11 protein-coding genes are annotated in these 14,242 nt (G+C 43.9%); 6 read left to right on the top strand and 5 right to left on the bottom strand.

The genetic code is table 11. The features are described from left to right. Nucleotides 1-665: 665 nt before the first annotated feature. The 3 genes from E7Z59_RS08805 to E7Z59_RS08795 form a co-directional block, all read right to left on the bottom strand. The gene (locus tag E7Z59_RS08805) at nt 666-1,502 is read right to left on the bottom strand and encodes a sulfotransferase (RefSeq protein ID WP_136335949.1); all 837 of its coding nucleotides are present in this window, start codon (nt 1,500-1,502) and stop codon (nt 666-668) included. Nucleotides 1,503-1,606: 104 nt separating this feature from the next. Then, entirely contained in the window at nt 1,607-2,425 is an 819-nt protein-coding gene (locus E7Z59_RS08800; RefSeq protein WP_136335948.1) for an alpha-1,2-fucosyltransferase, read from the bottom strand. Nucleotides 2,426-3,191: 766 nt separating this feature from the next. Continuing rightward, nucleotides 3,192-4,187, bottom strand: a complete 996-nt coding sequence (locus E7Z59_RS08795; RefSeq protein WP_136335947.1) for an SDR family oxidoreductase — start codon at nt 4,185-4,187, stop codon at nt 3,192-3,194. A 131-nt stretch (nt 4,188-4,318) separates the two neighbouring features. On the opposite strand from E7Z59_RS08795, the gene E7Z59_RS08790 reads away from it, so the two are divergent. Then, entirely contained in the window at nt 4,319-4,672 is a 354-nt protein-coding gene (locus tag E7Z59_RS08790) for a four helix bundle protein (RefSeq protein WP_136335946.1), read from the top strand. Nucleotides 4,673-4,714: 42 nt separating this feature from the next. Here E7Z59_RS08790 and E7Z59_RS08785 read toward each other — a convergent pair whose 3' ends face one another. Then, complete coding sequence (locus tag E7Z59_RS08785) at nt 4,715-6,010, bottom strand: nucleotide sugar dehydrogenase (protein ID WP_136335945.1); 1,296 nt, start codon at nt 6,008-6,010, stop codon at nt 4,715-4,717. A gap of 973 nt (nt 6,011-6,983) precedes the next feature. Here E7Z59_RS08785 and E7Z59_RS08780 point away from each other — a divergent pair. The 3 genes from E7Z59_RS08780 (at nt 6,984) to E7Z59_RS08770 (ending at nt 9,673) form a co-directional block, all read left to right on the top strand. After that, nucleotides 6,984-7,325, top strand: a complete 342-nt coding sequence (locus E7Z59_RS08780; RefSeq protein ID WP_242015694.1) for a phosphomannose isomerase type II C-terminal cupin domain — start codon at nt 6,984-6,986, stop codon at nt 7,323-7,325. Nucleotides 7,326-7,482: 157 nt separating this feature from the next. After that, nucleotides 7,483-8,595 carry a GDP-mannose 4,6-dehydratase gene (gmd, locus tag E7Z59_RS08775; RefSeq protein ID WP_136335943.1) on the top strand — a complete coding sequence of 371 codons (1,113 nt, stop codon included), beginning with the start codon at nt 7,483-7,485 and terminating at the stop codon, nt 8,593-8,595. Nucleotides 8,596-8,722: 127 nt separating this feature from the next. Further along, nucleotides 8,723-9,673 (top strand): GDP-L-fucose synthase family protein, encoded by a 951-nt coding sequence (locus E7Z59_RS08770; protein ID WP_317130467.1) that lies wholly within the window; start codon nt 8,723-8,725, stop codon nt 9,671-9,673. 316 nt (nt 9,674-9,989) lie between these two features. Here E7Z59_RS08770 and E7Z59_RS08765 read toward each other — a convergent pair whose 3' ends face one another. Continuing rightward, a complete protein-coding gene (locus E7Z59_RS08765; RefSeq protein ID WP_136335941.1) occupies nt 9,990-10,514 on the bottom strand; it encodes a Rieske (2Fe-2S) protein in 525 nt (174 codons plus the stop codon). A 436-nt stretch (nt 10,515-10,950) separates the two neighbouring features. Here E7Z59_RS08765 and E7Z59_RS08760 point away from each other — a divergent pair, with 436 nt between their 5' ends. Both E7Z59_RS08760 and E7Z59_RS08755 read left to right on the top strand, forming a co-directional pair. After that, the gene (locus tag E7Z59_RS08760) at nt 10,951-13,050 is read left to right on the top strand and encodes a DUF1501 domain-containing protein (RefSeq protein WP_136335940.1); all 2,100 of its coding nucleotides are present in this window, start codon (nt 10,951-10,953) and stop codon (nt 13,048-13,050) included. Then, nucleotides 13,047-13,760 carry a hypothetical protein gene (locus tag E7Z59_RS08755; RefSeq protein WP_136335939.1) on the top strand — a complete coding sequence of 238 codons (714 nt, stop codon included), beginning with the start codon at nt 13,047-13,049 and terminating at the stop codon, nt 13,758-13,760. Before E7Z59_RS08760 ends, E7Z59_RS08755 begins: the two co-directional genes overlap by 4 nt. Nucleotides 13,761-14,242: the final 482 nt, after the last annotated feature.

The raw sequence follows: 14,242 nt of genomic DNA, 5'->3' as shown, positions 1-14,242 counted from the left end.
AAGAAGTAAAGGAGCAAAGGAGCAAGTGGGGTATAATATTACCAAGGAGTGCATTATATGTGATTCGTCTTCGCAGGGCCGAGCGTGAAGAAATGGTTCAGTGAACCATTTTAGCGAAGGAGCCAGCTGGCGCGTTGGCCAGAGCAGGTTGTGGCGATCTCCCTAATCTTCCTCAATGCCAAATTATTACCATAGATAGATTTGGAGTCGAATCTCACCCCGTCCTTTTTTAGGAGGGCTGAGCGTAAAGAAAAGGTCTTGCAGACCTTTTAGCGAAAGAGCCAGTCGGCGCGAGGGCTTTGTATCTATATTCTAATTGCACTGCAATATTACTTTTTTACTCACGTCCTTTTTATTGTTTAAGAGGTGTTCATGAGCCCTGACGGGGTTGGGCAATGCAAAAAAGTAAGGGCTAATCATTCATGAGAAGTCAAAACTATAATCCGCCAGTTGTAGCGAACAGGAAAAGGTAGGGAAATAATGATGTAAAAAAAGTTGTGAATAATACCCGGCCTGCTCTTAGAAGAAAAATGAAAGGCTTAATGAATTCTATTAGCATTTAAAAAGCCTGATCATTGGCAGCAGTTGTGACCAGCAAATTTTGGACTATTATAGCTGAGTGGATGAATATCAAAAGCTTGCCCTGAATTACTTCGGTTGATTGCTTAAAATGCATTTAGTAAACCTCCCAGGGCATTGAACACGGGTTTGTTGGTAACCTTATGCTTCCAGCTATCGTCAAATTTTATAGGGCGCTTGGTAAACCTGTTAGGGGTACCTGCTATAGTATGATCCTCCTCCAATTCCATATACTCAGGCATTTGAATAGGGGGTATATCCGCAAAACGGGTAATAGCATCAAGATGATATTGAGGGCGCTTTAAAAAATCCTCATAAGTCATTCTGTAAACATCTCCCGGTTTTACCTGCTTGAGCAAACGATGGCATATCAGGCGGATTCGAAAAGAAAGTAAAAGGGTTTTCGTTAAGTTCGGACGAAGATCATGGTTGATCTTATTCCACTTGCTCTTAGACAAGGTAACGGCTCTCAGGTCACGTTCCAGGTATATTATTTTCACCGGGAATGGCATATGCTTGTACACCGATAACCCCTGAAAAGGTTCTTTTGAGGAATCGATAATACACTTCGCCCCGGAGACTTTGAACACCGCTTGATAAATGCGCTCAAACAAACGCAGCATAGCGTCATTTTCCAGTTGATCTTCTTTAGTAAGAGGAGGTCTGTTCATCATGGTCTGAGCAATTTCTTGTGGCGATTCAAGTCCCATTTCGTCAAAAACTGCTTTCCAAAAAGTACAATTACCAAATTCTTCTCCACAGGAACAACACCAATTCCATCTTCGTCCCCAGATACCTTTATGCAGGTGACTGTCTAACAGTCGAAGCTCCCCCACAGAAATCGTTTCCGGTGATTTTGAAAGTATATTTTCCAGAAGCGTTGAGCCGGATCGAATATCCGACATGATATACAACAGTTGCATAGTCTTTAGTATTTAGTTATCCGTAGATCGTAAATGGTATAACACAAGCTTGATATTGGGGTCTTTGGTGTCAGGTAAAAATGCCTCACACCATTCATATCCTGTTATAGCACCCTTAAAACAGAAGGATCACCATAAAACCCTAATTTCTTATAGATACCTTCAGGCATATATACCTGTTCAGCATTTTTTGACAAATTACCGGCCCACCAGGAAAAGGTACTCGGAGCCGTATACAAGGTGGTAGCCTGAAGTAAAAGCTTAAAATCATCCATGGGATCCTCTGATGAGATGATCTCTGCATGCCCTCCTTCTTTCGGTCTAAAATATTGTTTTGCCATCTTCATATCGTCAGTGACAATGACCACTCTCTGATCTGCACTGGAAATGGCGCGGTGCACCTCCTCATAATACCCTGGATGACCTTTAACCCATCCGGAATCACCCCATCGGAAATGCACTCCGATACATTTAATCTTTTGGGGGTATTCCAGGCTTTCCAAAACCTTTTCTCTCAGGACTTCAAAATCGCGACTAAAAAGTTCGATATTTCCCGGATCCTGGAAGTACCCAAAATAATTTTCCACCTTAGGATCCAGGAGATCATCCTCTTTACAGGCTCCTTCAAAAAAGCGACTGTTCAGCAATCGCGACTTCATCTTTTTACTCAACATACCCTCCATCAGCCTCAGGGAGGTTAAACCGGCAGTATTTTTTGAGTTTAGTTCCAATAATTCCAACAATGGCTCATAACTTACCGAATGGGTTTTCCAGCCCATACTGCGCGTATAAAAATTGCTGTGGGTTAGGGTTTTCACAATGTCCACTTCCTCCCCCTGACGCCTTAAATACAAGGCAGGAAGCACCTGGAACAGCACATTGCCATATCCCCCCTGAAGCCAGATCTTCTTAGAACTCATCATCGTAAATCTTGTCGTGTATTAATCATTGCCTATGGTCTATTACTCATTCTCAAGCCTTTGCAGAGTTAAATTTAACCGAGCAGAACATAACCCCTTGTAAATAAATGACATAAGATGATAATAATTCGATGAAACTGATAACGCACCACTGGGGTAGTTGTGAGTGGTGAGTTGCAACTTGAGAATTGAGAGCGGCATGTAATCGGTATAATCTAATGGTGTCTTCGTGAGACCGCTGAAATTAGATTTCTTGTGGAGTAAGATGACGGTTTGAGAATTAACATAACTACGGGCTCCTTCCCCTGTTCAGGGGAAGGTGGCGCCGCTTTAAGCGGGGTCGGAAGGGGGTTGTTTTATTTAGACTAAGCACAACCCACCCCGTCTCGAGACTTTCTCTCTATTGCCCTCGCGCCAGCTGGCTCCTTCATTAAAAACAGCCGCTGGCTGTTTTCTGAACGTTCGGCCCTCTGACCAGGGCGGGGAGCCTCCTTTAATTTTTAACTTTATTACAATTCGTCAGTAATAAGGAGCATGGTGACCGAAGCGATCTTTTAGTTTTACCTGACATCATCGATTAGAAAGAAAGTCCTGAGCAGCGGTACGCTGGGAAGGATCCTCAAGTTAAACCCAATGGCTAATGACATCTGAACCTCTTAGCGCTTCTGTTCCATAACGGGGAGATTGCCACGTTTCGCTAACGCGAAACTCGCAAAGACGACCAATCCATTTAGTTTCCTAGTCACCTAGTCACCCAGTAACCTGGTAACTAAAGATTATCCACATACCAGGCCACCGCCTCTTTGATTCCTGCCTCTATTTCATGAGTAGGCTGATAGCCTAATAGATTTTTAGCTTTCTCCACCGAGGCCAGGGAATGCGGAATATCCCCTTTTCGGTTGGGACCGTGAATTGCTTTCACCTGAGCGATCTCAGCATCGTAGTTAGCAAGGTTCTTTCTTAGAAGATCCACCAATTGCAATAAATTGGTTCGATCTCCAACAGCTGTGTTATAAACCTCGTTTAGGGCTTCCTTATTCTCTGTGATAAGACACAGGAGATTCATTTGCAAGACATTATCGATATAGGTGAAATCCCGGGAATAGGTACCATCCCCATTGATCACAGGGGATTCATGGTTTCTTATCTGTTTTACAAAAAGTGGGATCACCGCAGCGTAGGCACCATTGGGATCTTGTCTTCTTCCGAAGACATTGAAGTAACGAAGGCCGATGGTGTCGAGTCCGTAACTCTTATGGAAGATATCGGCATAGAGTTCATTCACATATTTGGTAATCGCATAGGGAGATAAGGGCTTCCCGATCTTCTCCTCCACCTTGGGCAAGGCCTCCGAATCTCCGTAAGTGGAAGAACTGGCCGCATAGACAAAACGTTTTACTCCCTGATCCCTGGCGGCAACCAGCATATTCAAAAATCCATTGACATTGACCTCATTGGAAGTAATAGGATCCTTCAACGAGCGTGGCACCGATCCCAACGCAGCCTGATGCAGCACAAAATCCTGGCCCTCACATGCTTTCTGGCAAGTATCCAGATCGCGGATATCCCCTTCCATCAAACTAAAGTCCGGATGCTTCAAAAAAGACTCAATATTGTGTTTATGCCCTGTAGCAAAATTATCCAGGCAGGTGACTTTAGCACCGATTTCTAAGAGTACTTCGCAGAGGTTAGAGCCAATGAAGCCAGCTCCACCGGTTACCAGTACTTTTTTTGAGCGAAGTGATTTGAATTTATCTGTGTTCATACTATTATATATAAAAGTTGTGAATTCTGAGTGGTGAATTGTGAGTTAGTTTTTTAGTTAGAAATTGTTAATTAAGAAGCCAATATTTTGTAGAGTATTTTCTATATTAGTGTTTTAACATGTTTTTAATTATGGGTGCACTAGAACATAAGAGTTTCGAATTTTCCATTAAAATAGTAGAACTATGCAGAAAATTGAGAAATGAGCATAGAGAGTTCATTCTAAGCAAACAAATATTAAGATCAGGCACCGCAATCGGTTCATTATATAGAGAAGCACAGCAAGCAGAGTCTAAAGCTGATTTCATTCATAAATTAGCCATTTCTCAAAAAGAATGCAACGAAACTAAATACTGGATCGATTTTTTATCAAAAACAAATTATTTAGATGAGAATACAACCGCAGATCTAAGCGCTCATATTACAGAACTATCCAAGCTTTTAAGCAGCATAATCCTCACTACAAAAAAGAGATATCTCAAATGAGTAAATTTCACTTACAACTCACCACTCACAATTCACAACTTGTTATAAACGTACGTCGGCTGAATCCCCAAGAACCCCTTTCACATCATAAACCAACGTATTCCCATTCCTCAAATCCTTATAATCAAGATCCAGGAATTCTTTATGAGCTACAGTAAGGATAATGGCATCAAAATGATCATGGGGTAATTCGTTGACGATCCCAATACCGTATTCTTGTTTTACTTCCTCGCATTTCGCCCAGGGATCGTAAACTACAGTATCCATTTCGTATTCCTGTAGTTCTCGAACAACATCAATAGCGCGGGTATTACGCACGTCCGGACAGTTTTCTTTAAAGGTAATACCAAGGATCAGCACTTTGGCTTTGTTGACCTTGATATCGCGGCGAAGCATATGTTTTACCACCTCACTGGCTACGTATTTCCCCATGGAATCGTTCAGGCGCCTTCCCGCCAGAAGGATTTCGGGATGATAACCCACTTCTTTTGCTTTTTGGGCAAGGTAGTATGGATCGACCCCTATACAGTGACCGCCGACGAGTCCGGGTTTAAAGGGAAGGAAATTCCATTTGGTACCGGCCGCTTCGAGCACATCCTGGGTATCGATCTTCATCAGGTTAAAGATCTTAGCCAGCTCATTTACAAAGGCAATGTTGATATCCCGCTGGGAGTTTTCGATCACCTTGGCAGCCTCGGCCACTTTGATGGTGGGCGCGAGGTGGGTTCCGGCCTCGATCACGCTGCTGTAAAGATTGTCTACGATCTTCCCGATCTCGGGGGTCGAACCGGAAGTGACTTTTAAGATCTTTTCTACCGTGTGCTCTTTGTCCCCGGGATTGATTCGTTCCGGGGAGTATCCCACATAGAAGTCCTCGTTGAATTTTAATCCGCTTACTTTTTCGAGTACGGGTACGCATTCTTCTTCGGTAACTCCCGGGTATACGGTAGATTCATAGATCACGATATCCCCTCTTTTCAAAACCTGCCCTACGGTTTCGCTGCTTTTGTATAGAGGCGTCAGAATCGGACGATGATGTTTATCTACAGGAGTGGGTACGGTGATCACATAGACATTGCTGTCGGAGATCTCCTGGAGGTCATTGGTGCAATAGAGTCCTTTACTGCCAATCGAGGGGTTCTCTTTAACGATTACCTCCTGCAGTATGGTATCATCTACCTCAAGGGTATGGTCATGCCCTTGCTGTAATTCCTTGACCCTTTGTTCATTGATATCAAAACCCACCGTAGCATATTTGGTGGCAAATAATCTGGCCAGAGGTAATCCGACATATCCCAGGCCAATCACGGCTATTTTAAATCCGGAAGTAGTATGCATAGTTGGTAAAATAAAGAGATTCTCAGTATTAAAATATTACATAAAGAAGACTTAGGTAAACCCTCATCGAGATTCTAGATAAAACTACGAAGGATTCCGACAATTCGCACAGTTATTGTTCTTGGGTTTGTGGGAAATTATTATTCCGCTGTAGTTCAAGCATATACTGCATTAAACGTTTTTCATGAATTTTGAATTGGGTGGAATGTGGTCTGTGGTCTGTGGTCGGTATTTTATGCATCATTTTGTGAAATTGAGGAATCGAGAAATTGTAAATTTGAATAAAACTATTCTCCTAGAAACCTAGTCACCCAGTAACTTAGTAACTTCAACCCATTTGCCCGTTTGCCTATTTGCTTATTTACCAAATCGTAAAATCGAGAAATTCACTCATTGAGTATGATTTCCTGGAAAGAAGCATTCACCGGAAAGAAAGTCCTGAACCGTGCTTGCCACGACGAAGAATCTTCCGGTTAAAACCAGAAGCCAATGGAATCTGTACCATCTAAAGCTTCAGTTGTAAAACGAGGAGATCGCCACTACCTACTACGTAGGTCTCGCGAAGACGACTAATTCACTTAGTAACCTAGTCACCCAGTAACCTGGTAACTTAAATCTATTTGCCTATTGGCCTCTTTACCTATTTACCCATTCGCCTATCTGCTATTTCCAAATCACAAAACTAATCACGCAAGAATTCTTGAAACTTGTAATTAACAATTTACCACTCACCACTTACAACTAAAATTATACTCTCGTAACCTTATAACCTTGTAACCATCACTAACCACTTAACCCCGCCTTATCACCTTTGGTCTAATCCTCCTTGAAGGTATTCCTGCAAGAATTATATTTATCGATAAGCATTTGCTATTCATATGATTAACACCCATATTCCAATAATCTTTTCATTGAATAATAAATTGAATAAATGAAACGGACAGACATTCAAAATGATAATAACCCCAACAGTTTGGAACACGACATTCGCCCATGGGGACAATACTGGGTGCTGGAAGATGCCCCGACACATAAGGTGAAGCGCATTGAGGTGGACCCGGGCGGACGCTTGTCCTATCAATACCATCATAAAAGATCTGAAGTATGGACCGTAGTTGAAGGAATCGCTCGTGTTACCCTCGATGGGGAGATTCGGGATTATAAAGTTGGTGAGGTGGTCCAGATCGCCCAAGGTGTCAAGCACCGTGTACAAAATGCTACGGATACACCTTGCATTTTTATCGAAGTGCAATATGGCACCTATTTCGGTGAGGACGATATTATCAGACTGGAAGATGATTATAACCGCGCATGAATGATTGAAATATCGTCTTCGCGAGCGATCCCGATACCTCGGGAGAGCGTGGCGATCTCCCTAATCTTGGAACAAAGCTTTAGGGAAGGAGCCAAAACGAGAACTTAAAACAAAACCGCATAACTGTTTAACCGCATAACTGTTTAACTAGCTCTACATGAAAAAAGCATTAATTACGGGAGTAACCGGACAGGACGGAGCCTATCTGTCTGAACTCCTCCTCAAAAAAGGATATGAAGTCCACGGAATTAAAAGAAGAAGTTCTCTCTTTAATACCGACCGGGTTGACCACCTCTACCAGGAACCTCATGAAGAAGGCCGAAGGTATTTTCTCCATTATGGGGATATGACGGATGCAACCAACCTCATTCGTCTCATCCAGCAGATACAACCTGATGAGATCTACAACCTAGCAGCTATGAGTCATGTGAAGGTGAGTTTTGAAACTCCCGAATACACGGCCAATGTAGATGCTTTGGGTACCCTGAGAGTACTGGATGCCGTCCGTGTATTGGGAATGGAAAAAAAATGCCGAATCTACCAGGCCTCTACTTCTGAGTTGTACGGAAAGGTGCAGGAAGTTCCCCAATCAGAAACCACTCCCTTTTATCCACGGTCGCCCTATGCTGTTGCGAAAATGTACGCCTATTGGATCACCGTAAACTACCGGGAAGCTTATAATATGTATGCTTGTAATGGGATCCTCTTCAATCACGAATCTCCGGTCCGAGGTGAAACCTTTGTAACCCGTAAGATCACCAGAGGAGTGTCAAAAATTGCCCTTGGCCTTCAGGATAAACTCTACTTGGGAAATCTTGATGCCAAACGGGATTGGGGTCATGCAAAGGATTATGTCCGCATGATGTGGATGATCCTTCAGCACGACCAACCGGAAGACTGGGTCATTGCCACCGGGAAGACCACAGCCGTTCGTGACTTTGTGAAAATGGCCTTTGCCGAAGTGGGTATGGAAATCGAATTCCGCGGTAAAGGAGTTGATGAAAAAGGGTTCGTAGTTTCATGTGCAGACGCCCGTTTTCAAATCCCGGAAGGCACAGAAGTGGTGAATGTAGACCCTAAATACTTCCGCCCAACGGAGGTGGAGCTCCTGATCGGTGATGCTACCAAAGCACGGGAAAAGCTGGGGTGGGTGCCAGAATATGATCTGCAAGATCTTATCAAGGATATGATGGAAAGCGATGTAAAGCTCATGGAGAAAGAGAAGTATTTGAAGAATGGGGGGTATGATATCTTTAACTACTATGAGTAGTCGCGGATTACACAGATTAAAATAGATTACACGGATTCCTCTGCGAAATTTGTAAACATCCGTGAAATCCGCGTTCTAATAATCAGTGAAATCAAATAGCAAGAAAATGGAAATAAATCCAATAAACATAACTAAGGATTCAAAGATCTATATAGCTGGATACAGGGGTATGGTCGGAAGTGCTATATGGCGTGCGCTATCTAAGGCAGGTTATACAAACCTTGTTGGTAAATCTTCAAAAGAGTTAGACCTACGGAATCAACAATCCGTGAAATCTTTCTTCGCAGAAGAGAAACCTGACGCAGTCATTGACGCCGCAGCACGCGTAGGAGGCATTTTGGCCAACAGGGACTATCCCTACCAGTTCTTAATGGAAAATCTACAAATTCAGAATAACCTGATCGATGAAGCCAAAAAAGCCGGGGTTGAAAAATTCATTTTTTTGGGCAGCAGCTGCATCTACCCCAAGCTGGCACCCCAGCCTCTTAAGGAAGAATACCTGTTGACAGGTCCGCTGGAACCTACCAATCAATGGTATGCCATCGCCAAGATAGCGGGGATCAAAGCCTGTGAAAGCATACGCGAACAATACGGATGGGATTATGTAAGTCTGATGCCCACCAACCTCTATGGCCCTAACGACAATTTTGACCTGAAGACCAGTCATGTATTACCGGCTATGATCAGAAAATTTCATGAAGCTAAAGCCGCCGGACATACTCCTGTAACCCTATGGGGAACAGGGTCTCCTCTACGCGAATTTTTACATGTTGACGATTTGGCTCGCGCAGTGGTATTTGCCCTTGAAAATAGGTTAGAAGATCACCTATATAATATCGGCACCGGAACCGACCTCACCATCAAAGCCCTCGCCGAAATGATACAGGACATTACTCAACACAAAGGAGAAATACTTTGGGACTCCGACAAACCCGATGGCACTCCCCGAAAACTTCTTGATGTCTCTAAGATCAATCAACAAGGCTGGCAAGCTCAAATCTCCCTGGAAGAAGGTATTCTGTCCACCTACCAATGGTTTCTGGAGCATATCGAAGAGTTGAAGGAGGTGAAATTGTAGGGAATAGTTTACAGTTTACAGATTGCGATATTAGGTGTCTTCGCGAAGGAGTGCAACGATTGAAGCGATCTTTAAATTTGAATTGACATCATCCACAAGAATGAAAGTCCTGAGCAGCGGTCTCGCTGCGAAGAATCCTGCAGTGGTAGCAATAAGCCTATTGAAACCTTATTTCTTAGAGCTCCAGTGGTGCAACCGGGAGATTGCCACGTTTCGCTAAAGCGAAACTCGCAAAGACGAACAATTCACACTTATCTACTCCCATACCAAAATCACCGTATAACCGCATAACGGCATAACGGCATAACGGTTTAACTCAGAAAGTCACAATCAACAACTCCCCATCAATCTCCACAGTAAACCGTTTCAAATTCCCGAAAATGGTATTGGAATTACAATAGGCTGTATTCCCCTCTCCTACGCCGAAACTGTTTCCGTGGTTGGCGCAGGTAAAATAATTCCCGTCGAAAGACCAGAGATCGGTGGCACCCTGGTGGGGACAACAATGATCAAAGGCCAGGATGGTGTCTTCATTACGGCGGAGGAGTAAAACGCCCTGAGGCATGTGATTGATAAACTCCCCGACGGTTTGTAAGGACTCAAAATTGGTATTGGCCAGGTCGATGTACAGCTTTTCGTCTTGATAGAGGTAGCCGGAAGAATCAATGTCATCTAAAATAGGGTTATAGGATGGTACTTCCTCCTCTTCGGAGACAGGATCTTCAACGATCAACTCTTCTTCGTCAGAATCTTCTGCACTACACGATACGAAAGCCGCTGCGTTTAAAATAGCAAGTGTCAGAGCGGGGCAAACTTTTCGTACAAAATCTGTTCTTCTCATGAAAAATATTACATTATAACTAATTCATTATCAACAGGTTAAAATTATTATTAATTTTAGAATATCTATTACTAAAACGTTGTTTTTTTTACAGAAACTATCATCCCTATGCTACAAATTCCTGACTATAAAGACTGTCGTCTTATAGAAATTTTACACATACAACAGGTTGGAAGGAAGCTGCTGGTTCAATGGTTTGCTGAAAAATTATGGTTTATACAAGAGGATGCATATACCCGATCATTAAAAATGGGTTAACACATCTCTATTTAAACTAAACCAGAATGACTTATACAGTCTTCGAACTAAAGAGGTCATTAATACTCCCCTTCTTCTTACCGTCTCTCCTCCCGCTTTATGCCATATTAAAAAGCTTTGAAAACGATCTGTAAACCAAAAAGGTACTTCGGATCGCAGCAGGAAAAATCAAACTGTAATGGATCGACGGACGTTCATACACCAAATGGCACATGCCGCAGCAATGCCGGCCCTGTTCTCTACCCTGGGGCTGGACCTGCTCACCCTGTCCTCTTTTTCCAATCTGAACTCCACCCGGGAACAAGGAAACATCCTGATCGTGGTGGTGTTGAACGGGGGCAACGACGGACTCAACACCCTCATCCCCCTGAACATGATGTCTCCCCTAAGCAGTGCCAGGCCTCATGTATTCCTTCCGGAAAACAAGATCATTAACCTAGGTACCAATGACCTGGGGTTACATCCTTCCATGCCCTTTTTTAAATCCCTGCACGATGAAGAGCGATTAAAGATCATTCATTCCGTAGGCTATCCAGATCCAAACTTTTCTCATTTCCGGTCCAAGGATATCTGGTATTCAGCCTCTGACGCCAATGAATACCTGAACAGTGGTTGGCTGGGGCGCTATATTGAAGACCGGCACCCGGAATTTCCTGAGGCCTATCCTACGGATAATTATCCCCACCCGCTCTCCATTGAAATCGGATACAATGCTTCCTTGCAGTTCACAGGAAACAAGTCCTTCACCAGCGTGGTAGCCTCCAATCCACAACATTTTTACGAGATCATCAATGAATTTGATAATGAATACCCTTCTTCCAATGCAGGAGAAAAACTGAAGTACATACAGCTGATGGCCAAACAGGCCAATTACTATGGGGAAGTGTTACGGGATACTTTTAGTAAGGGAACCCTATCAGGGGTAGACTATCCACGCTCCAACCTGGCCGACCAGTTCAAGATCATTGCCAAACTGATCTCAGGGGGATTGCAAACCCGAATCTATAAGGTAGAGCTCGGCGGATTTGACACCCATGCCAGCCAGGTGGACTCCAGCGATACCACCCAGGGGCAGCACTCCTTTCTGCTAAAGAGCCTGAATGATGCCATCGAGGCCTTCATGAAAACCATGGATGCCCAAAACCAAAGCGATCGCATTTTGGGGATGACCCTCAGTGAATTCGGACGGACCGTCCATTCCAATGGCAGCAATGGTACCGATCATGGCAGTGTAGCCCCCATGTTCTTCTTCGGAAATAAACTGGACACAAAGATCCTGGGTGAAAATCCAGTGGTCCCAACCGACATCGATATCCAATTTGATCTGCCCTTACAGCACGACTTCCGAAGTGTGTACCAGGCCGTGATCAAACAATGGCTGGGGGGAGAAAGCAATACAAGTCGGGAAGTATTATACAAAGACTTTGAGCATATTCAACTTATAAGTGACAAGTACCTTGATGCCGACCTGGATGGAGTGGCTAACGCCTTCGATCAGTGTCCCACTACCCCGCTCGGAGCCGCGGTAGATCTGAACGGATGTGAACTGTTTACCCTGCCTCCCGACAATTATAAGATCGAGGTGGTCTCCCTGGCCTGTAACGGTTTACAGGATGGTATGATCGCTGTAGATGTGTTGGAAAAACGATACACCTACTCGGTATATGTAACGGAATTGGATAAAAGTTTTCTGATCGATTCAGGAAATGAACACCACCTGGAAATATCGGGGTTGAATGTCGGGGCCTATAATCTGCAGTTTAGCGTAATTGACAAACCCAATTACTCCCAGCAATTCTCGGTAACTCTGAATCAGCCTAAACCCCTCTCGGCTGCCACCAAAGTGGATACCACCGCCAAAACGGTGGATGTACAGCTCGGAAATGCCGAAGAATACTTTATCGAGCTCAATGGAAAGATGACCTCGACGAAGGATCCAAATATTACATTATCCTTGATGCCCGGACTCAACAAATTAAGCGTATCAACAAGCAAATCCTGCCAGGGGAAATATGAGGAAGAGATCTTTGTGGGTGAAAAAATTTCTCACTACCCCAACCCTGTAAATAATGAATTGTTCATACTGATCCCCGGAAGCGATACTACAACCCAACTAAATATAATAAGTCTGACCGGTCAGAGAATATTCTCAGGCAGTATGGACATACCCTCATCGAGAAGACTCCAAATCAACACTTCTTCCTACACCCCGGGAATCTATTTAGTCACGGTGAAGGGTAATACAGTAAACACCTCCTTTAAAATGATCCGAAGATGAAGATAAGATGGTTCATAGTAATGATATGTTGTTTCACAATCCTGACAGGGTGCTCCAAGGAAGAAATTCCTGAGATCGAGGAAGAGGTGATCAGAGTCCCCTCAAAGGCCGAACTGGTCTTTCCGGAAAACAATACCACCTGTTTTATTGCAGACGCTTCAACCGACTCTCTCAGTACCTTTGAGATGAGCTGGAAGCAAGCAGCCAATACCCACGCCTATGATCTGAGGATAGAAAATATGATCGACCAGTCAGAGGTCGTATATAATGACATCACCGATAATGCCTATAGTATAACCTTAAAAAGAGGGTTGCCTTACTCCTGGTCGGTAACTTCTAAATCAAACGATACCACAGAAACCGCTACCAGCGAAACCTGGTCCTTTTACCTGGCGGCAGAAGGTAACACGAATTACGCCCCCTTTCCGCCCACCCTGTTAAGTCCGGGTATGGGAGTCTTAGTTTCGTCTTCTACAGGTAAAGCCACCCTATCATGGCAGACGGAAGACCCGGACGGTGATGAAATAACTTACTCACTATATATCGGCACTTCAGAAACCCTGGAGTCCCCCCCCGAGGAATACCAAAACCTAACCGTTACAGAGCTTGAAGTCCCCATAGAACCCGAAACCGTCTACTATTGGAAGGTCAAGGCCACGGATGGGGAGAATAGTTCATTTTCTCAAACCGGAGCTTTTAGAACAGATTGATTCGGGAGTGGAGAGTCGAGAGTCGAAAGTGGAGGATTGTGAATTGTGAATTGTGAATAAATAATTCGTCTTCGCGAGCTTTCCTACCGTAGGTAGGGCGTGCTAAGTGAACGTGGCGACCTGCCTGGCATGCCACGGCAGACAGGTCTCCCCAATGGGATACGCAAGTACGAGCCTGCATGTCGGCAGACTGGCCCTGGAACAAGGCGTGGCAATCTCCCGAATAATGGTACGAAGGTACGAGGGTACGTAGGTACGGAGTCAAAAGCTTATGAAATTTACAAGAGGCGAAGTCAAACCAACTAAGACAATATCAAATAACGAGTATATAAAATAATATAATGCCCACCGATCACAGACCAAAAACCACCGAAAACCGAGAACTGACTGCGGGCTACGACCTTGTTCACCGAAACCATAAGTATAGGTGAAAGCTTTAGCAAAGTAGCCAAACCGAAAACAAAAAAAACGCCTTCGTAATA

The organism is Robertkochia marina (assembly GCF_004799345.1).
Classification (GTDB): domain Bacteria; phylum Bacteroidota; class Bacteroidia; order Flavobacteriales; family Flavobacteriaceae; genus Robertkochia; species Robertkochia marina.
The sequence above is the reverse complement of the archived record's forward strand: the minus strand, read 5'-3'. Positions and strand labels throughout refer to the sequence as shown.

Coding starts and splice junctions, on each gene's coding strand:
- E7Z59_RS08800 (WP_136335948.1), bottom strand. CDS start 2,425: ATGATGAGTTCTAAGAAGATCTGGCTTCAGGGGGGATATGGCAATGTG.
- gmd (WP_136335943.1), top strand. CDS start 7,483: ATGAAAAAAGCATTAATTACGGGAGTAACCGGACAGGACGGAGCCTAT.
- E7Z59_RS08805 (WP_136335949.1), bottom strand. CDS start 1,502: ATGCAACTGTTGTATATCATGTCGGATATTCGATCCGGCTCAACGCTT.
- E7Z59_RS08785 (WP_136335945.1), bottom strand. CDS start 6,010: ATGCATACTACTTCCGGATTTAAAATAGCCGTGATTGGCCTGGGATAT.
- E7Z59_RS08790 (WP_136335946.1), top strand. CDS start 4,319: ATGGGTGCACTAGAACATAAGAGTTTCGAATTTTCCATTAAAATAGTA.
- E7Z59_RS08760 (WP_136335940.1), top strand. CDS start 10,951: ATGGATCGACGGACGTTCATACACCAAATGGCACATGCCGCAGCAATG.
- E7Z59_RS08795 (WP_136335947.1), bottom strand. CDS start 4,187: ATGAACACAGATAAATTCAAATCACTTCGCTCAAAAAAAGTACTGGTA.
- E7Z59_RS08755 (WP_136335939.1), top strand. CDS start 13,047: ATGAAGATAAGATGGTTCATAGTAATGATATGTTGTTTCACAATCCTG.
- E7Z59_RS08765 (WP_136335941.1), bottom strand. CDS start 10,514: ATGAGAAGAACAGATTTTGTACGAAAAGTTTGCCCCGCTCTGACACTT.